General features: G+C 36.3%; 17 protein-coding genes. 11 read left to right on the top strand and 6 right to left on the bottom strand.

Features of this window, described 5'->3' with window-relative positions; genetic code table 11:
• Window positions 1-261: 261 nt before the first annotated feature.
• The 5 genes from H6G59_RS18660 (at window position 262) to H6G59_RS18640 (ending at window position 12528) form a co-directional block, all read left to right on the top strand.
• Window positions 262-2571 (top strand): TOMM precursor leader peptide-binding protein, encoded by a 2310-nt coding sequence (locus tag H6G59_RS18660; protein WP_190717038.1) that lies wholly within the window; start codon window positions 262-264, stop codon window positions 2569-2571.
• Between the two features lie 672 nt (window positions 2572-3243).
• A complete protein-coding gene (locus tag H6G59_RS18655; RefSeq protein ID WP_190717035.1) occupies window positions 3244-4329 on the top strand; it encodes an amidohydrolase family protein in 1086 nt (361 codons plus the stop codon).
• Between the two features lie 207 nt (window positions 4330-4536).
• Window positions 4537-5022, top strand: coding sequence for a hypothetical protein (locus tag H6G59_RS18650; protein ID WP_190717033.1), 486 nt, complete (start codon window positions 4537-4539; stop codon window positions 5020-5022).
• A 278-nt stretch (window positions 5023-5300) separates the two neighbouring features.
• A complete protein-coding gene (locus H6G59_RS18645; protein ID WP_190717031.1) occupies window positions 5301-6707 on the top strand; it encodes a radical SAM/SPASM domain-containing protein in 1407 nt (468 codons plus the stop codon).
• 58 nt (window positions 6708-6765) lie between these two features.
• Window positions 6766-12528, top strand: a complete 5763-nt coding sequence (locus H6G59_RS18640) for an AAA family ATPase (protein ID WP_190717029.1) — start codon at window positions 6766-6768, stop codon at window positions 12526-12528.
• A gap of 171 nt (window positions 12529-12699) precedes the next feature.
• Here H6G59_RS18640 and H6G59_RS18635 read toward each other — a convergent pair whose 3' ends face one another.
• Window positions 12700-13122, bottom strand: coding sequence for an META domain-containing protein (locus tag H6G59_RS18635; RefSeq protein ID WP_190717027.1), 423 nt, complete (start codon window positions 13120-13122; stop codon window positions 12700-12702).
• 205 nt (window positions 13123-13327) lie between these two features.
• Here H6G59_RS18635 and H6G59_RS18630 point away from each other — a divergent pair, with 205 nt between their 5' ends.
• The 5 genes from H6G59_RS18630 (at window position 13328) to H6G59_RS18610 (ending at window position 16362) form a co-directional block, all read left to right on the top strand.
• Window positions 13328-14731: an AAA-like domain-containing protein gene (locus H6G59_RS18630; RefSeq protein ID WP_190717025.1), complete on the top strand. Its 1404-nt coding sequence runs from the start codon at window positions 13328-13330 to the stop codon at window positions 14729-14731.
• A gap of 335 nt (window positions 14732-15066) precedes the next feature.
• On the top strand, window positions 15067-15339 hold the full coding sequence (locus H6G59_RS18625; protein ID WP_190717023.1) for a hypothetical protein: 273 nt from the start codon (window positions 15067-15069) through the stop codon (window positions 15337-15339).
• Between the two features lie 209 nt (window positions 15340-15548).
• The gene (locus H6G59_RS18620) at window positions 15549-15812 is read left to right on the top strand and encodes a hypothetical protein (RefSeq protein ID WP_190717021.1); all 264 of its coding nucleotides are present in this window, start codon (window positions 15549-15551) and stop codon (window positions 15810-15812) included.
• Window positions 15793-16197 carry a type II toxin-antitoxin system VapC family toxin gene (locus tag H6G59_RS18615; protein ID WP_190717018.1) on the top strand — a complete coding sequence of 135 codons (405 nt, stop codon included), beginning with the start codon at window positions 15793-15795 and terminating at the stop codon, window positions 16195-16197. Before H6G59_RS18620 ends, H6G59_RS18615 begins: the two co-directional genes overlap by 20 nt.
• 27 nt (window positions 16198-16224) lie before the next feature.
• Window positions 16225-16362: a hypothetical protein gene (locus tag H6G59_RS18610; RefSeq protein WP_190717016.1), complete on the top strand. Its 138-nt coding sequence runs from the start codon at window positions 16225-16227 to the stop codon at window positions 16360-16362.
• Here the strand turns inward: H6G59_RS18610 and H6G59_RS18605 are convergent.
• Complete coding sequence (locus H6G59_RS18605; protein ID WP_190717014.1) at window positions 16355-16741, bottom strand: type II toxin-antitoxin system VapC family toxin; 387 nt, start codon at window positions 16739-16741, stop codon at window positions 16355-16357. The genes H6G59_RS18610 and H6G59_RS18605 overlap by 8 nt on opposite strands.
• A complete protein-coding gene (locus H6G59_RS18600; RefSeq protein ID WP_190717012.1) occupies window positions 16738-16956 on the bottom strand; it encodes a type II toxin-antitoxin system Phd/YefM family antitoxin in 219 nt (72 codons plus the stop codon). Before H6G59_RS18600 ends, H6G59_RS18605 begins: the two co-directional genes overlap by 4 nt.
• A 102-nt stretch (window positions 16957-17058) precedes the next feature.
• On the opposite strand from H6G59_RS18600, the gene H6G59_RS18595 reads away from it, so the two are divergent.
• Window positions 17059-17217, top strand: a complete 159-nt coding sequence (locus tag H6G59_RS18595; protein ID WP_190717010.1) for a hypothetical protein — start codon at window positions 17059-17061, stop codon at window positions 17215-17217.
• A gap of 519 nt (window positions 17218-17736) precedes the next feature.
• Here the strand turns inward: H6G59_RS18595 and H6G59_RS18590 are convergent.
• From H6G59_RS18590 to H6G59_RS27645, 3 genes are all read right to left on the bottom strand, one after another.
• A complete protein-coding gene (locus tag H6G59_RS18590; protein WP_190717008.1) occupies window positions 17737-18204 on the bottom strand; it encodes a hypothetical protein in 468 nt (155 codons plus the stop codon).
• Window positions 18205-18724: 520 nt separating this feature from the next.
• Window positions 18725-19843, bottom strand: a complete 1119-nt coding sequence (locus H6G59_RS18585; RefSeq protein WP_190717006.1) for an IS701 family transposase — start codon at window positions 19841-19843, stop codon at window positions 18725-18727.
• A 55-nt stretch (window positions 19844-19898) separates the two neighbouring features.
• A complete protein-coding gene (locus H6G59_RS27645) occupies window positions 19899-20024 on the bottom strand; it encodes a hypothetical protein (RefSeq protein ID WP_277924644.1) in 126 nt (41 codons plus the stop codon).
• Between the last annotated feature and the right edge of the window lie 172 nt (window positions 20025-20196).

Below are 20196 nucleotides of genomic sequence, written 5' to 3'. Positions count from 1 at the left end.
AAATTTAATGATTTTGATAAAATCTTGCTTCTCTCTATTCTTCATTTCATAAGCATTCTGAACCAAAGGTCTGCGAAGCGTCTCCTGAACCGGAGGTCTGCGTAGCGTCTCCTGACTCCTGAATTCTTACAGACTTACGCAACTGTCACAAATTTTTATACCAATTAAACCCTCTGGATTTTGTAGGTCTCAAACCCTTGCAGTACCGTTAAATTTTAGTGAACCAAATAAATTACACTTTAATTAATACAAATATAGAAGATGATCAATAAACCCGATTTCCAGCCTTGTTACTCCGTTGAAACCATAGAACCAGACCAGGTATTTCTCTTATCCGAGAGAGAAGCAGTTTGGTTGAGCGATCGCTTTTCCTGTCGCATAGCTTCTTTAGTACGAGATGCTCATCTTAGCATAGACGAAATTATCGACATAATCCAACTCGAACTACTGCAACAACAACCAACTGATCAAGAAACAACCGACTTTTTCCAAAATGCTCTCAATGTCACTATCAAGACCCAATATGCCCTATTTCAAATGGAACAACAGGGCTATCTGGTAGAACAAGATGACTCACTACCCTCCCACCTAGCCATCTTCTGTCATCATCTCAACATTACTCCCACAGTCGCTGCTCAACGATTACAATCAGCCACAGTCGCAGTCAAAGCCATAGGTTCTCTTCCTAGCGACGACTTCATAGCCATCCTCAAATCTCTGCATATTCAAGTAGCTGATACAGGAGATTTCACAGTAGTCTTAACTGACAACTACCTCCACCCTCAGCTAGAAGAATTTAATCAACAAGCATTAAAGTCACAATCTCCTTGGATGCTAGTTAATCCCTTAGGAACAATTACCTGGATGGGACCGATATTTTCTCCCCACAAAACCGGGTGCTGGGAATGTCTAGCACACCGTTTACGAGACAATCAACCAGTCCAAAGTTTTATCCAAAGACATAAGAAGAATTCCCCCTCATTTTCCCCTCCTCTAGGGTTTCTCACTTCTACAGTGCAAACAGCATTAGGAATGGTAGCTACAGAGGTTTTTAAGTGGATTATCCAAGGTGGAAATCAACAATTAGAAGGGACTTTATTCACCTATGATACGCTGACTCTCCAAACCCAAAACCATATCCTCATTAAGCGTCCCCAATGTTCTAGCTGTGCAGAGATAGCCAATGGATTGAACAACAAACCCCTACCCATTGTTCTAGGACACCGTAAGAAAAATTTCACCGCAGACGGAGGACATCGTTATTGTTCACCCCAAGAAACTTTCAGAAAATATCAACATCATATTAGTCCTATTACGGGCATTATCCGAGAACTACAAAAACTACCAGGAAATGGGTTAACTCATACTTATTTAGCCAAGCATCATTTTCTCAGTATCTTTGACGATTTAGACAGTTTACGTCAAAACATCGGCGGTAGAAGTGCAGGAAAAGGGAAGACTGACATTCAAGCCAGAGTGAGCGGTTTCTGTGAAGGTATTGAAAGGTATTCTGGAGTATTTCAGGGAGATGAAATTAGACACAAAGGCAGTTATCAACAATTGGGAAATACAGCTATTCATCCCAATGTCTGTATGAATTTCAGCGAACAGCAATACCAGAATCGGGAACAATGGAATGCCAAAAGTAAAGGTTGGTTTCAAAAAATCCCTGAACCATTTGATATAGAAAAAGAAATCGACTGGACACCAGTTTGGTCTTTAACCCATCAAGAATTCAAATATCTGCCAACAGCTTATTGCTATTATGGCTATTCTCAACCCCATAAACCTGACTGTTGGGCAGACTCCAATGGATGTGCGGCAGGTAATACCCTCGAAGAAGCTATTCTCCAAGGATTTATGGAATTAGTTGAGCGTGATTGTGTAGCCTTGTGGTGGTATAACCGTCTACAAAAACCTCAAGTAGATTTAGATAGTTTCAACGAGCCTTATTTTCAAGAACTCAAGAAATATTACCAAGCCATTAACAGAGAATTATGGGTTTTAGATATTACTAGTGACCTCAATATTCCAGCTTTCGCTGCAATTAGTCGCCGCACAGATCAAGAAACAGAAGATGTTATCTTAGGCTATGGAACCCATTTTGACCCTCAGATTGCCATTAGTCGAGCTTTAACAGAAGTTAACCAAATACTACCTAACGTTTTATCGGCTCAAGCAGATGGAACTACCCAATATCCCCCATCGGCTGATCCCTTAGCAATAGAATGGTGGAAATCTGCGACTGTAGCAAATCAACCTTATCTCCTTCCTGATACTCTCAGTGTCCCGAAAGTCTGTGCAGATTATCCGCAACTAGCCAGTGATGATCTTCTCGAAGATATTAGGCTTTGTCAACAAATAGTTGAAAAAAATGATCTGGAAATGCTAGTTCTAGATCAGACTCGTGCCGATATTGGGCTGAGAGTAGCTAAGGTAATTGTGCCAGGAATGCGACATATGTGGAAACGCTTAGGTACAGGACGGCTTTATGAAATTCCTCTCAAAATGGGTTGGTTGAAAGAGTCTTTGACAGAAGACCAACTCAACCCTTATCCGATGTGGATGTAGTTTAACCTGAGAAAGCATTGTCGGTCTTCGAGAATAGAGACTTCCAAATAAAAAAATCTCCTGTAGGGTGGGTTAGGACTAAAGTCCGTAACCCACCATAAATTTAAGGGATAATGGTGGGTTATGCTGCGTAACCCACCCTACAATTTTTGGGTAATTTATTTTTTTGTGTTCCCTAAACTTTACAACTCGGAGGCTTTTGGCATCTGCCATACCTGAATTAAACTGAATTAAACTGAATTTAACTTAAGTAAACTGAATTTAGTTAATTTTTAATAGTCCTGATTTTAACTCAACTCTTGAGGTGAAAAACCAAAGATACTATAGTAGTCCGGTTAAACTTCTAATAGCTTGCGTGCCTTAGGCATACTAACTCGTAGAAGCTATTCCTAAAGTTTGTTCACCTTTCATTTTTCATTTAAGATTGCTGTACTTGTATTAGGACAGAATTAATTACATGATTTCTATCAATTCTTTATCATCCAAAGATTTCAGCCTAGATTTTGTGTAATTAATTTTGTCTATTTATTTAAATAACCTCAAATTTTTAATTCTCTGTTCGCATAGTAAACTGTAGAGAAAGCTTTGACAGGTAGCAATATGAATGATGTTTGCTCAAAGTTTTAAACAGGATAATTTATACTGATAACTGTCTGAAATTTTCCAGGTTTTATGCTGCACGGATATAAAATTATTGATGCTGATTCCCATGTGATTGAGCCGCCGCAGATATGGGCTAAGTACCTAGCCCCGGAATTTAAGCATTTTGCACCCTCCCCAGACATGAAAATTCACGGGGAAGATATTGTAGAAAAGATATCTCTACAAGTGCGAGAAATGGGCAATCAAGAGATGATGCAGGCTCATCCCCATGCTTATCTTCATCGCTACGATCCAGAATCTCACCTCCAAGCAATGGTGCAGATGGGGGTCGATATAGCGTTTATTTATCCAACTTACGGATTGTGGCTCTTTGCCATTGATACCATGCCCGCCGAAGTGGTGGGAGCGTTTACCCATGCTTACAATACGTGGTTATACGAAGAATTTTGTAGCTATGCTCCAGACAAATTGAAAGGAGTAGGAGCGATTAATCTTCATGCACCAGAGCAAATGGTATCAGAATTATATCGTATAGCTGATTTTGGCTGGAAGGCGGTGTTTTTACGTCCTAACCCCGTTAAAGGGCGACTCTTGAGTGATCCTGCCTATGAGCCATTTTGGACAGTCTGCGAGGAGTTAGGCATAGCTGTAGGAATTCATGAAGGAACCCATAGCCGCTTACCAACTACAGGTGCAGATAGGTTTAATACTCGTTTTGCCCTACACGCTTGTTCCCACCCTATGGAACAGATGATGGCCTTGTTGGCCTTAATTGAAGGAGGGGTGTTAGAACGTCATCCTCAGCTAAAGGTAGGGTTTCTAGAGTCTGGTTGTGGTTGGCTTCCTTATTGGCTCTGGAGAATGGATGAAGAATATAAAAATTTACAGTGGGAGGTTAAAAATCATGTAAAAATACCTCCATCGGAGTATTTCCGTCGTCAGTGTTTTGTGTCTATTGAACCATCTGAACCTTATCTAGCTCAAATTATCGAGTATATCGGTGATGATAACTTAATTTTCGGCTCTGATTATCCTCACATGGATCATAAACCGGACATCGTGAAAACCGTTGTCGAGCTTGAAGCGAAGTTATCTCCAGAAACAGTGCAGAAGATCGTTTGGGATAATCCGACTCGATTCTATTACTGTACATAAATTAAGATTTGTTTGTAATTATCAAACATTAATTAAACTGTTTGGTATTTATCCAAAAATAAATCTTTCCATTTTTATCGATAACATTTACTAAATCATAAAAGGAGAATCATCATGTTTGGAGGCAGAAATTTTGTGTCAAAGTGTAGAGAGATACATGAGAACGAGAACAACATCGAAATAATACCAGTAAAAGAACTATTGCAAATGAGCAAAAAACTTTCTCAAGTTATTGCTTATATATGGCTGAATCAAAATAGTGAAATTGCGAAAGAGTTAAGTAAATACTTCACAGACACTCATATAGACGGTGATAATCATGATAAAATCTATTACCTGTTATTTGCTCACGAGAGTGGTGAGAGAGAATATCAGAAAGCATATGAGTTACTATCGGAAGCCTTTGGAGATCGAGAAGGCTTTCTTCCCATATTCAACCCATCATATAGGGAATATTGGGGTACGAAAGTCATATATAATGCTTTTGAAGGTTGTATTTTGGATGTTGATCGCAATGACAAGCAGACGTTGGTTTGCCACATTCCCTATCCTCCACGTCCTATAATTTCAGATAGCGAATGTGATAAAACGGCACCACTCACTACAGGAGAATTGGCAGAATGGATAGAGCAACCTTTTAATATACCTCCGTACTGTTCACCAAACCCTTATATTCCTACAACCTGCACTTAAATGAAATAATCAAGGTGTTGTAATTTTGAGTATTAAGCTTGTTACCGCGTTTCCCTAGTACATGAAAGCCTGTAAAGCTTATAAATCAAGGGTTAGATTGTACTTAACTCAAACAGGAACTGCGATAAGTTTAATAACGAATAGGGGTAATATTTAGTGATTATTGCCCCTCAAAGACTTACCATCTGACTTATTGAAACAGTCTGTAAAAAAAAACTTTTGTACTTCTTGATAAAATAAGACTTAACAAGTATTAAAATTATCTAATATAAAAAATTATGATTATTAAAGACCCTCAGCAACTTTTACCAAATCAAAGAAATTGTGATTGGGCAATACCAGAAATGATACTTGAAATTCCCGCTCACAATGTTCCCTTACATCCAAAAAGTATAGAAAAACTGTTAATAACAGCAAACGCAAAAAAGCAAATAATAGCTTTTCAACCTATCCTGCCAGTAGCATCAGAATTAGGTTTACCCTCCTATCCCATACTGGCATATTTATATCCGCAAGAATTAAGTCATATTTGGCATCAATTACGCCAAAAAATTGAACTTCAAACTCAAGAAAATTTATTTACTAAAATATCTTATACTCTCATTTCTCAAACTGATATTGATGAGCAAATACATTACTTTGCTAACTATTATGGAGTAGCAGTTAAACCCTCATATGTTAGAGTAATTGTCGGGAATACTTGTAATCTCAAATGCGTCATGTGTCCTTACCATAGTGCTGTGATAAAACCCACCCATAGCACAGACTTCTTCAAAGGTAACAAAGCAATGTCTTGGCAGATGATGCAGAAACTAGCTAAAGAGTGTGGAGAAGCAAAAATTGGCATCTTAGTTGGTAGTATTGAAGAACCAATACTTCATCCTAAAATTGTAGAGTTTGTCCAACTCTGTAAACAGCAAGGAGTTCCCAGAGTCCATATCACAACCAATGGACAATTATTAGATAAAACTTGTTCTCAAGCATTATTAGAAGCTGGTTTAACAAGTATTGATATTAGTATTGATGCTGCTACTCCAGATACTTATCGAAAAGTTCGGGGAGCCGATTTTAACAGAGTTATATCTAATGTTATTAATTTTATTCAACTCAGAGATAAATTGAATATTAACTGTGAAATTAGAACATCTTTTGTGAGAAATAAAAATGTATCTCTTGAAGAAGAAGAACAGTTTCGAGAGTATTGGTTATCAAAAATAAATAGTATTTTTATATTGAACCTTGCCGAGTATAAAGAAAGTAATATGCGTCTTAAAACCATGAACGAAATTGGCAATAGTTCTTTACAATATTACAAACAAAAAGCGGATGGACGTTGGCCTTGTTTGTTCCCTTTCACTGAAATTGTAGTTTTACCTGATGGCGCAATATACTACTGTATTGAAACCTTGTTTAGACTTGGGTTTGAACAAAATATCGAAAGTTTAGGAAATTATAATGAACAAACACTAGAAAATATTTGGTGTGGAGATTTATTTAACAGACTGAGACAAAATTTAATACTTAATCAGTTAGAAAATACACATATATGTAAAAACTGTGATACGTGGACATCACAAGTAATGACAACATATATAGAAGAAAAATATCAAGTTTTAACAACTACAATTACAGAAATTTACCAGAAAATGAACTCTAATGATAAAGGTTATCTATCTAGAGGATAATTAAAATTTTAAATATGATCAAATCAAGTGCATAAAAAAATGGATGGCTACAAAATTTATGGTTAATATAGCAGAATATCAGACAAATGAAAAAATATATGAAAGTGCTAATTCACTAGTTTATCGAGGCATTTTTAAGCTCAATAATCAACAAATTATTCTAAAAATCCTTAAAGATAATTACCCTACTCCTTCAGAATTAACTCGATATAAACAAGAATATGAAATCATTAGTTTATTGAACGATAATAATATTATTAAAACCTATAACTTACTTCGATATCAAAATAGTTTAGTAATAGTATTGGAAGATTTTGGGGGTCAATCTTTAAAGATATTAACATCCAAACATCAATTTACCTTAGAAGAATTTCTAACTATCGCTATCAAAATTACTGAGAGTTTGGCAGCTATTCATACTGCTAACATTATCCATAAAGACATTAATCCTTCTAATATTGTCTATAACCCAAAAACTGAACAACTTAAAATAATTGATTTTGGGATTTCTACCCGTTTATTTCAAGAAAATCAGACAGTTGACAACATTAATCAATTAGAAGGAACTTTAGCTTATATCGCTCCAGAGCAAACTGGTAGAATGAACAGATCAATAGATTATCGTGTTGATTTTTACTCTCTAGGTGTTACTTTTTATGAACTGTTAACTCATCAACTGCCCTTTGTAACTGATAACCCAATTGAATTAGTTCATTCTCATATCGCACAACAACCGCAAAGACCTCATGAACTAATTTCTTCTATTCCTGTGCCAATATCTAATATTGTCATGAAATTATTGGCTAAAACCCCAGAGGAAAGATATCAAAGTGCATGGGGAATTAAAGCCGATTTAGAAACCTGTCTTCAGCAATTAAAAACTACAGGCAAAATTGCTCATTTTTCTTTAGGTAATCAAGATATTGCTGATAAGTTTTATATTACTCAAAAACTCTATGGACGAGAGCAGGAAATTAATCAACTATTAACCACTTTTGAGCGAGTCAGCCAAGGTAAATCGGAAATAATTCTGGTTACTGGTTATTCAGGTATCGGTAAATCTGCCTTAGTCAATGAAATTCATAAACCCATTACGCAACAAAGAGGATATTTTATTAATGGCAAATTTGACCAGTTACAGCGAGATATTCCTTACACAGCAATCACGCAAGCTTTTCAAGGTTTAATCCGCCAACTTTTGAGTGAACCGGAAATAATTCTACAAAATTGGAAAGATAAAATATTAGCAGCTTTAGGAAATAATGGTCAAATAATTATTGATGTCATTCCTGACTTAGAAAAGATTATAGGTAAACAGCCATCTGTTGAGCAACTAGGAGCAAATGAAGCGCAAAACCGCTTTAACTCATTCTTTGCTAGATTTATTCAAATTTTCAGTCAAAAGGAACACCCTTTAGCTATCTTTTTCGATGACTTACAATGGGCAGATTTATCATCTTTGAATTTACTTGAAAAATTAATTACCAATGCTGACAGCCAATATTTATTAATTATAGGAGCTTACCGAGATAATGAAGTCAGTCCTACCCACCCTTTAATGCAAACATTAGAACAAATTAAAAAATCTGAAACTACAGTTAATCAAATCATGCTTCAAGCTTTGGGAATCAGCGATGTTAAACAATTAATTGCTGATACTTTAAATTGCTCCAGGGAATATATACAATCTTTAGCAGAGTTAGTGACTAAAAAAACTGCTGGTAATTCTTTCTTTATTACTCAATTACTCCGTACATTATACAAAGAAAAACTCTTGGTATTTAACGTTCCTCAAGCTCCTATTAATCAAGGAGAACATAGCCGAGGTTTTTGGCAGTGGGATATTCAGCAAATTCAACAAGTAGGAATAACTGATAATGTAGTTGATTTGATGGTTAGAAAAATTGAAAACCTAGACTATAATACCCAGAACGTTTTAAAATTAGCTGCTTGTATAGGAAATAAATTTACTTTAGAAGTTCTTTCCATTGTCAATAAAAAATCTCAAACACTTACTTCTCAAGAATTACAGCCTGCACTCAAAGAAGGATTGATTATTCCCTTAAGTAATGATTACAAAGTACCCTTGCTATGGAGTCAGGAAGAACTTTTAAATACTACTGCCAATATATCCTCTAATTTTATTCCAAAATATCCTAAATTTGTACATTATAAATTTTTACATGACAGAGTTCAACAAGCAGCTTATATTTTAATTCAACAAGACGATAAAAAAGCAGTTCATCTAGAAATAGGTCGCCATTTATTGAAAAATACTCAACAAAATGAATTGGCAGAAAACATTTTTAATATCGTCAATCAACTGAATGAAGGAATAGATTTGATTAGTGACCAGCTAGAGAAAAATGAGTTAGCTAGATTAAATTGTCAGGCTGGAAAAAAAGCAGAAATGTCAGCAGCTTATGAATCAGCTTTAAAATATCTAGAAAATGGAGCAAAAGCATTAGCCTTAAATAGCTGGGAAGATGAATATGAATTAACTATTGAAATATATATAAAATATTTGGAAGCTATTGCTTTAACTACAAAATTTGAACAAGTAGAAGAATTGTCTAAAATAATTCTCAAATATGCTAAACAAAGTCTCGAAAAAACAAGAGTGTACCAGATTATAAACTTGTCATACTATGCTCAATTACAACCAGAAAAAATCATAGATATTGGACGAAAAGCTTTAGCAGAATTAGGAATATATTTACCAAGCGAAGCAAGTGAAATAGAAAAAGAAATTAACCAAAAACAAAAAGATATAAATTGGTTATTAAATCAAATAAATATAGAAGATTTAATTAATTACCATTTAATGAATGAGTTAGAGCATACTGCCATAGTATCAATACTACAGCAGATGAATACTGCTACGCTTACCATAAATTTTTCCTTATTTATTTTAGTTATATTAACTCAGGTACATCTCTGTCTTCAATATGGAAATCCTCCTCAATCTCCTAGCATATATATTCTTTATGGAATGATTTTATGTTTAAGGGGAGATACTGATTTAGGATTTGAGTTTGGTAATCTGTCTCTAAAACTACTTAAAAAATTTAATATTTTTAAATTAGAAGCCTTGGTAACGCATGTTTACTATTTTTCATTATGGCACTGGAAAGAGTCTATTCAAAATAGAATTGTAGAAGAAAAATTACTAAAAGCATTTCAGATAGGTATAGACACAGGAGACTATGAATACGCTAGCTACACAGCCATAGACTATTGCCTTATCCGGTTTTTTAGAGGAGATAATTTAGATGATGTTGAGTATAGCTATACGAAATATACCAGACAAATATTAAAATTGCGGCAAAGATATTCACTTAATTATATTAAAATATGCCAAAGCATCGTAGTGGAATTAGTACGTAAAGAAAATATCTATTTGGAAGATTTAACGCAAGATAATAACGAATGGTTGTTATTTATCAGATACTTTGCTACAACAACTTCCTGCTATTTTTTAAAAAATTATATTCAGGCTGCTGCTAACGCAATTAATGCAGAAAAATATGTTAAAGCTTGCGGCGTATTTTTACCTGCTACACAGCATAATTTATACTATTCTTTGAGTTTAATTGCCTATTATAATACTTGTGAGAAAAATCAGCAAAAGGAATTTATTGAGCAAGTAGACAAAAATCAGGAGAGTATGAAAATATGGGCTAATAATTGTCCAGCCAATTTTCAACATAAATACGATTTAGTTGCAGCTGAGAAAGCACGAGTATTAGGAGAAAATTGGCAAGCAGAAGAATTGTATGAAAAAGCTATTCAAGGTGCTAAGAAATATGAATTTATCCATGAAGAAGCTTTAGCTTATGAACGAGCAGCAGAATTTTATTTAGAACTGGGTAGGGAAGAAATAGGTCAGTTGTATCTGAGAAATGCTCATCATTGTTACGCTCGCTGGGGAGCTAAAGCCAAAGTCAAACAATTAGAAGATGAATATCCAGAATATTTTATAGGAATTACAAACCAAGGGAAAGTTAAAAGCCTCAGCACAACTATCTCTACTAGCGGTAGTAATGGAGAAATCCTCGATTTAACAACAGTTATTAAAGCATCTCAAGCCCTAGCAGGAGAAATTGTTCTAGGTAAGTTGCTGGCAAAGTTAATGAAAATTGTGATTGAGAATGCAGGCGCTCAAAAAGGCTTTTTGCTTCTACATTCTGATGATAACTGGGTGATTGAAGCAGTGGGAGCAATAGATTCTGATGATATTACCATACTACAATCCATCCCAGTAGAGTCACCAGATGCCTCTACCCAGACTCCCTTACTCTCAACCTCTATCATCAACTATGTAGCCCGCACTCAGGAAAATGTAGTTCTCAATGATGCCTCTCAGGAGGGACAATTTACCCGCGATTCATATATTGTCACTACTCAACCTAAATCAATTCTCTGCACTCCTTTACTGAACCAAGGGAAACTGAGCGGTATTTTATATTTAGAAAATAATCTCACAACCGGGGCATTTACACCAGAGCGTGTTGAAGTCTTAAATATCCTTTCTAGTCAAGCTGCTATCTCGATTGAAAATTCTCGCCTTTACACAACCTTAGAAGAAAAAGTAGAACAACGTACTCAAGAGCTATCACAAACTCTGGAAATTCTCAAAGCAACTCAAGCTAAATTAGAATTTGAAAATGCCCTGCTAAAAAGTGCCGAAGAAAATTCAATTTATGATTATCAAGTTGGCGGTAGTTTGCCAATTGATGCTCCTACTTATGTAGTGCGTTCTGCTGACCGTTATCTTTATAAAGCATTAAGAAGTGGAGATTTTTGTTATATTCTCAATACCCGACAAATGGGTAAATCAAGTTTGATGGTGCGGATGATGCATTACTTGCAGCAAGAAGGTTTTTGCTGTGCTGCTATTGATATGACTCGAATTGGCAGTGAAAACATTACTCCAGAACAATGGTACAAGGGATTGGCGGTGGAATTGTGGCAAGGTTTTGACCTGCTTGGTAAGGTTAATTTAAAAGCTTGGTGGCAAGAAAATATCGAACTTTCTCCTGTACAGCGATTGAGTAGATTTTTTGAAGAAGTTCTGTTAAATGAAGTTAAATTATCAGATAATACTCCTGCACCTAAAATAGTCATCTTTTTAGATGAAATTGATAGTATTTTAGGTTTAGATTTCTCAGTTAATGATTTCTTTGCCTTAGTTCGCTCCTGCTATAATCAGCGCGGTATTAATCTAGAGTATAAGCGGTTGTGCTTTGTTTTATTGGGAGTTGCTACTCCGAGTGATTTAATCACAGATTATCGCCGCACGCCTTTTAATATTGGTCAAGCAATTCAATTGCATGGCTTCCAACTTCACGAAGCTCAACCTTTGCTGCACGGGTTCTCAGACAAGGTTAGCAACCCGCAAGCGGTACTTAAAGAAGTTTTATTTTGGACTAATGGCCAACCTTTTTTAACTCAAAAAATTTGCCGAATGATTTGTAGTTCTTCAGCTGCTATTCCCGAAAAAAATGAAAAAGTCTGGATTGAAAATTTAATCCGCACAAATATTATAGAAGATTGGGAAGCTCAAGACGAACCAGAGCATTTAAGGACGATTAAAGATCGCATTCTCAAAGGTGAACAACAAGCTAAATCACTGCTAGAACTCTATAGACAAGTTTTAGAGTATGAAAAGGTGAAAGCAGTTGATAGTCCTCAAGAGCGAGAATTGATATTATCTGGGTTATTGGTTAAAGAACAAAATTATTTAAAAGTTCACAACCGAATTTATGAAGCTATATTTAATAATAGTTGGATTTCCCAACATACAGCACTTTGCAACTAAATGAGGTACAGAACCAAGGATTCACAAATCAAATTATTCTTCTTCCTCCTGCCTCCTGCCTTCTGCCTCCTGCCTCAAAACCAGTGACTTTGTACTTCATGCAAAAGAAAACTGCTGTATATGATACGCTTGGCAATAATAAATCAGCAAGCCCTTATTACTTAGTTAACTTTATTTGCGAAATATTAAATTGATGCTTTGTTGGTTGCTGGCGTTACTTAGCATCATATATGATTCGTTTATTGGTATATATTTAGTCACTTTAGTAATAGTATCAAAATATTCTGCTTCTCGTTGCTCGGACAAAGGGTCAGGGTGAGGACAGTCTTTTTTGGTGACCACTAAATTGAAAATCTTAATGGATGTTTCGTATTCTAATCTGTAATCAGCAGTGTAGCTATTGCATACTGTAGAGCCGTTAAGCGTCCTTTCACCAAAATTGATACTAATCGGGCTATATCCTAGTGTTCTTAGACCACCTAAAAGGTTATAAGTATCATTAATACGATTAGCAAAAGCTTTATCAGTCAAGCCAGACGGATAAACAAAAGCGAACGGTAAATATAAGGCAGATTTAACAAAAGAACTACTCATAAAGTCCTTTGAATATTTGGATTGTTAAATTTAGAGTATATTTTGTTTTATCAATTAAGAATTGAGTTAAATTCAGGATCATCAAAATTCAGCTTAATTCAGTTAAATTTATATATTATAGAATTCCGTGTAGTATTATATACGTAACTTAGTCTTAAATTTCCTAAAAAATACCAATGTTTACCCAAATCAACGCCACTTCGTTATGGTTTTTAATTTAGATGAGGCAATTAAAATTGCTAACTATGCAGTTTTGGCAAAGTTCAATAGAGCCTTAACGGATATTGAGATAATTGTACTTAAAGGAGCTTGGCAACGAGAAGAATATGACCAAATTGCAGCTAAAAGCCAGTACACAACAAGTTATATCAGTCAAGATATTGCACCAAAGCTTTGGAAATTATTAACAGAAGCTCTAGGAGAAAAAGTTAAAAAAAGTAATTTTAAGGAAGCTTTAAAACGACGTTGGGAAAAGCAATGTTGGGATAGGCAATTTACATCTGAATATTACTTACCAAACCCAGAATTAATAACGACTAACAGCCAACAGTGTCACAGCAAGCTGAAAGAAGCTCGTCCTCAGACCTATTTAACTCAAGCTAAACACAGCTTACCGATTTCAGAATTATATGTGGAGCGTTTTGGCATTGAATTTCTCTGCTATGAAACTCTGTTGCAGCCCGGTTCCCTGATTCGGATCAAAGCACCTAAACTAATGGGTAAAACTTCCCTCATGGAACGGGTGTTAGCTAAAGTGGCAAAGCAGGGGTATCGTACAGTCAGTTTAAGTTTAGAAATGGCAGATCGGCAAACTCATCTGACTCACCTGAATAAATTTTTACGCTGGTTCTGCCTCAATCTTAGCCGAGAATTGAAGCTACCTAATCAGTTAGATGAATATTGGGATGAAGAAGGTATGGGTGCTAAGGTAAGTTGCACAACTTATCTAGAAGAATACCTCTTAGCAGCAGCAGATAGTCCTTTAGTTTTATACTTAGATGATGTGGATGCACTTTTTCCTTATCCTGAAGTTTATGAAGATTTTTTTGGGTTGTTGCGTTCTTGGTATGAGAAAGCCAGAAGCCGCTCAAACTGGAAAAAGTTGCGATTAGCGATCGCACATTCCACCGATGTTTATATCCGCCTAAATATTAATCAGTCTCCTTTTAATGTGGGATTACCCATTGAACTGCCAGAATTAACTAAAGACGAAGTTCAGGTATTTGCTCAACAATATGGATTAGCTGATAATTTATCTTTAGTAGATCCTTTAATGCAACTGGTAGGTGGTCATCCTTATTTGTTGCAACAAGCATTTTCTCACCTCAAAAGTTATCCTAACATCACTCTTGAGCAATTGTTAGCAGAGGCTAGAACTGACGCAGGTATTTATCGCCATCATTTAAGAGAATTTTGGTTGAGTTTACAACAGGAACCAAAACTGATGACAGCGTTTAAAACAGTGATTTCTGCAACTAAGCCTGTGCGATTGGAAACAATATCAGCTTATCAGTTACAGAGTATGGGGTTAGTAAAGCTTGCGGGTAATGAAGTCGAGCCGCGTTGTCAATTGTATCGGAGTTATTTTGGTGATGTGATTAGGAGTTAGGTGAATGTAAACTATCTTTTTCGCGCTCTTGAGCGATCGCAATTTCTATAAAGCAACTTTTGTCAATTAGCTAAAGTATTCAAAATGTTTGTAGTTTTCTACAAATTCTCCCTATTCTCCTGTGCAGACAGCCTGACAGATTCTACGTCAACTTTTACCGATAAATTAAGCGTGGGGTAGGGGTTTAGCAGTGCTAAACCCCTACGATAAATATGATTTTTACGGAAATACATATTCAATATTTTTTGTCAATGCGTAACTCCTAGCTTTACTTATCGCTCTTTGGTTAAAATTCAGCTAAAATAATTAAACAGCACAAAGCAGGTGTAATGATCATGCAGGCTATTTTTTGGACTGTAGAAGAAGTTGCCCAAAGAGCTAAACAATTTTACGAAAATGGCATTCGGCAACAAGTAGAGTGTGATGATAACATTGGCAAGATGATTGTAATTGATGCGGAAACCGGCGAATACGGAATTGATCAAACTGGTGTAGAAACAGCATTAAAGTTAAAGCAGAAAAAACCAAATGCGAGATTATTTACGATGCGGATTGGTTATGATGTTGCTGTCAGCTTTGGGGGAGCGATTGAGCGTACTGTCAAATGATTTACGGGAGATTGATTGACGGTAAAGCAGTAGTGCCAGTAATTTTTCGTTTACCTACACAACCAGATTTTTCTGTTGATTTTATTATTGATACTGGATTCAACGACCATCTTACCTATAAAGTGGTCATTTCACTGTTACAATCCTGTAAATAAATGGAATGTGAGATATAATTAACTTGTTACTCAATCAATTTATATTAACTGGCTATGGATTCTTTCAACCTACGCACAAAAGTTATTACAGAAATAAATCTTGTCCCATCAGATAAATTAGAAGAATTATATAATTTTATTCATTATTTTCGATTAGGTATAGAAGTATCTCAACCTTCACTTAAAAAAAATATGCAGTTTGCTGGCTGTTGGAATGATATGACAGATGAAGTATTTGCTAACTTCAATGAAGAAATGATCACACGTCGCCAGCAAGCATTTTTAGGAAGAAGAAGTGATGAAGCCAGTCTTGATTGACACAAACATTTTATCCTTTTTCTTCCGAAATCATAGTCTAGTTGTTGAGCGTTTTCAAGCCTATCTGAAAGAGCATAACAAAATCAACATTAGCATCATCACTTATTATGAAATTGTCAGTGGATTAAAACATCGTGACGCGCAAAAACAACTTATATCTTTTTTAGAATTTGCTTCATACAATACGGTTTTACCCCTAACGACAGGTTCTGCAACCATCTCTGCTGATATTTATGCCAATTTAAGAAATAAAGGAACGCCAATTGACGACATTGATATTCTGATAGCAGGAATTGCCATAGCCAACGATTTGATTATGGTCACAAATAATATCAGAGATTTTGGAAAAATAGAAAACTTAGAAATTCAAGATTGGAGTCAGTAATATTACAATTTGCTACGCCTATTACTTATGATTGTAAATAAAAGGCGATCGCACTTCTCCCCACAAAACAGCGATCTGCTTGCAGCAGCGCTTCGCTATCGCTCTCTGGGACAGGTAGGGCGATCGCATTTCCAATTTCCCCAATGCGATCCCCTGGCTAATTGATGATGGTTGCAGGGTACTGCGAAAAAATAGCATCAGCAGAGATGAGAGGAATATTTTCGGCTATGGATTGAGCAATAATCAGCCGATCAAAGGGGTCTTTATGGTATAAAGGTAGATGAGTATTAACATAAAGGTGGTTTACTTTGATGTCAAGTACATTAAGACAACTTTGAATAATTTCTGCCTCCACAAACTCTTGATATGAACTCTCAAATTTTAGCTTTCCTAAATTATGCTTAATAGACATTTCCCAAAGACTAGCAATACTCAAATAAATAGTATTATTTTTATCTTCGATTAAATCTTTTAGACGATCGTTCAGTTGCGGATCGTCATTGACGAACCAAAGAAATATATGGGTATCTAATAATAACTTCATTCCATATAATCCTGAAAGTCTTCGAGAGGCTCGTTAAAATCTGATGACATCCATACTTTCCCTTTAGCACTGCCTCGTTTTAAGGGGTGTTGAATTGGGGAAATCTCTGCCACTGGTTTATCATTTTGGGTAATAACGATCTTCTCTCCTTTGATTACCAAGTCGAGATATTTACTCAAATCAGACTGGAATTGATTTATTTCTAGTTTAGTCATGATTAGCAATTCTCTTAAAAGAAGTGTGAGATTCGTTTTTTTGCCTATCGCTAGTGTAGCCCATAAATCGTCAGCGATCGCACTTCTCCCTACAAAACAGCGATGTCTACGACGGGCTATGCCTACGCATTTCCTATTTCCCCAATGCGCTCACCCTTCTCCTCACAAAAACGCGATGTCTACGACGGGCTATGCCTACGCATTTCCTATTTCCTGAAAGCGATCGCTATTAAATCCATCGGCGATCGCCCTAAAACGTAGGGTGGGTTAGCAATAGCGTAACCCACCGAGATAGGAATGGTGCGTTACTTGCTTAATAAAGCTAAAACTTAGATATATCAAGAGTTTGAAGGTGAAAACGGTGAATCAGGTGCAAGGAATAAGCTCTGAAACTAGAAAAAACCTATCACTTGAACAGATTCAAGACGATTCTTGTCTTCTTCTAATTCTTCCTCCTGACTCCTGAACCGGAGGTCTGCGAAGCGTCTCCTGACGGATGTATTCTGACTCCTAGCCCATGACTTACGTCACGCTGCGCGAACACAGATAACTTTTATGCCTACGGCACGCTACGCGAACAGCAAACCCTAGTTACACATGAACAAGGATCTGAACCTTAATTTATAGCAATCCTAAATGATTCCTAAACACTAAGCTCCCCGACTTTTTCAAAAAGTCGGGGATGTGAACACCGAAAGAGCGTCGGTTCACTAACAATCAAGACCTTGATTCTCGGTTATCAATGAGCGCCGAAATGCCCATTTCTCGTCATGGGTTGGATTACTTGCCAGGCGGTTTAGCCCTCAATAGATCGGAAAAGTCGTTTCCGTCGATACCTGGGTCGGGCGGATTGAATCCTGCATCTATATATTTATTGTCTTTATCAATTAACCACATTCTTAGATACTGATAACAGGTTTCAACGTCCCCACCTGGTGCTTTAGTGTTGCAGAAAGTCAATATTCTTTGCTTCCTGTCTGATTGCTTCCAAGCCGCTTCAAATTCTGCGATATAAACAGATGAATTAGGCATCATTCTAAGTAGAGAACCAAAATCAAATGCAATTAATTTAGTATCTGGTGTTAAATTTAACTGCCTAGATGGAATACTTTCAACAGGAATTTTAACGGTGACTGACTGATTTTTTCCTGGGGTAATAGTGTTGGTAGCAGCAAAGCTGCTGACTGATGTAGATGACCACAGGAGAATTGCCCCAAGTGCAATCTGTATTTTGCGGGATGTACTCATTTTGTGTTAAGAAAGATGTAGCTATGTCATGGACTCTAAGCGGTTTTCTCTGACCGCTTACTTAATTAGACGTTCGCCAACCCCAATTTGGGAATTTTTCGAGTTACAGGCAAATTTTCTCCCAAAAAATCCACCCTAAACTCCTAGAACTCTTTCTCACATTGCTTTTGAGCCGTTGCAAAATCTTCTCGACTTCCCCACGCGCCGCCCAACTTATCAGCTACGCCCTTGGGTTTACCTGGGGGATGCTACGCTTTTGCGATCGCACTTCTCCCTAGAAAAAAAGCGATTCCTGCGGTGTTCTCGTTGCGATCGCTCTCTGGGACAGTTAAGGAAATGTAGGTTGGGTTGAGCGACAGCAAAACCCCACATTAACCAACAATAATAAATAAGTTGGGTTGCATTTCATTTAACCCAACCTACGATATAATGACTTTTCGAGGCTTAACCGAGCAGTAATGTAGGGTTGGAGTAGTAAGCGTAAATTATTCAGTCGGTTATTCCAGCCAGAAATTTTGTTCTACCAAGGATGTTGGCGCAATTTTAATAACAAGTTTTTATCTGAATAATCATTACTAGTATTTTCTGGCTGATTGATGCCAGAGAATTGCAAACTTATCATCAAAAATGCACTGGAGACAATTTCCCACCACCGCTCAATTTGATGGTAATCAGTACAACGAAAATCTGCCCAACCTAGCTGATTTTTATATTGTTTAAATCCATACTCTATCCAAGTCATTAAACCATAATTATTGCCAATTACAGACGGAGGTGCATCTGATAAGTTGGTCATCACATACCAAGTAGAATTATCAGGTAGGTTATTTTTATCTGTTGTTATTTGCCAATATCTCCAATTTCTACGTTTGCCAAAAATGATTTCTCTCATATAGCAGTTTGTACTTTTACTATTGGTAAAAATTCGCTCAAATTCTTTCCATTTATTGACTTTAACCCTTTGCTCATTAGGCATTAAGACTGCATGATTACTTCTAATTGCCATGATAAATGGCAGTTTATATTGATTCAATATGCTCAAGAATGTTTCACTCTCCTCGTAAAGACTGTCTGCTAACACCAATTCCAATTTCAACCCCATTTCTTGCAGTTCTGTAATTATTTCTGCTACTAGTTGCGTTTTCGTTTTATAGATATCATTCTCTTTGAGTCGCTTTTTAGGTTTATACACCTTGAATAGTAATGGAAATGTTATTCCCTGCCAGATTCCATAAGCATTTACCGATACTATTCCATTTTCTATTTTCCCTAGATTTCCTATATACTGTCTATCCACATAATCTGTTGTTTTTCCCTTCTTTTTATCTCCAGTTTCATCAAGAATTAAGACGATTTCTTTCCCTCCTAATTTCTGGAGAATTATCTCTAGTCTTTGTTTTCTTATTTCCTCTATAGACCAAGGTGATTCTGTTAGGAAATAAACCAATGATTCTTCGTTAATTAATCCTACTGCTTTGGCAATTGCTGGTAACGTCTTCCTCTTAATTTCTGCTGTCATTCCCAAATGTAATTGCTTGAATGCTTCGTAACTTTTCACTTCTGGGAAGAATTTTTGGTAGACGGTACAATAATTATCTATAAAGCTGACTGTCGTGTTAGGAATTCTTGGCTGTGTCATAGTAACAGAACTCCTTGTAGTTTGGGAGTGGATTCCAGAACCTAAACCTTTGGCTTTATGGTTTTTGGACTACCTTAATATGAGTTAGACGTTTCCCCACCGCAATTTGTGAATTTTTCATGTTACGAGCAAATTTTCTCTCCAGAAATCCACCTTCAAACCCCAATATCCTTTCTTTCATTACCTTTTGGCTCTTGTAAAATCTGTTCAACTTCCCCAAAAGCCGGAGAAAACTGCGATGTTTGAGAATATTAGGCTATGAAAGGCGAACTGCTTGCAGCAGCGCTAGTTCCTCGCACTTCTCCCTACAAAAAAAGCGATTCCTGCGGTGTTCTCGTTGCGATCACTCTTTA

The sequence above is a fragment of the Anabaena lutea FACHB-196 genome (genome assembly GCF_014698305.1).
GTDB lineage: Bacteria > Cyanobacteriota > Cyanobacteriia > Cyanobacteriales > Nostocaceae > Anabaena > Anabaena lutea.
This window is presented reverse-complemented; position numbering and strand designations above follow the sequence as displayed.